The sequence below is a fragment of the Bradyrhizobium sp. 18BD genome, assembly GCF_054185225.1.
The window spans coordinates 1-461 of sequence record NZ_JAVAYL010000198.1; the positions used below are offsets into that span (position 1 = coordinate 1).

General features: G+C 69.8%; 1 protein-coding gene. It reads right to left on the minus strand.

Going from position 1 to position 461, the window contains the following annotated elements:
- Positions 1-461 (minus strand): TonB-dependent receptor plug domain-containing protein (locus RAD16_RS41055; RefSeq protein ID WP_458163692.1); only part of this gene is annotated, 461 nt, incomplete at both ends.

Here is a 461-nt window from a genome sequence, read left to right on the forward strand (position 1 = left end):
GTCTGTCCGTCATGCTCGTTGCGGCGGCCGCGGGCGGTCACCACATCGGTGATGTACTGGCCATAGGTGACGGTCGCGCCGCCGCCGCTGCGCGCCTCGCGCAGGCGGAGGTTGACCACGCCGGCGATGGCGTCGGAGCCATATTGCGCCGCCGCGCCATCGCGGAGCACCTCGATCCGCTCAAGCGCGACCGATGGAATGGTGTTGAGATCGACCGCTGCCGACCCGCGTCCGACCGATCCGTTGGTGTTGAGCAGCGCCGAGGTATGCGCGCGGACGCCGTTGATCAGCACCAGCGTCTGGTCCGGTGAGAGGCCGCGCAGCGTGGCGGGACGGATCGAGTCGGTACCGTCGACGGCTGACGAGCGCGGGAAGTCGATGGACGGCACCACCGCCGAGAGTGCGGCACCGAGCTCGGTGGTGCCCTGGCGCTGCAGCGTGGCGTTGCTCAGCACGTCGAT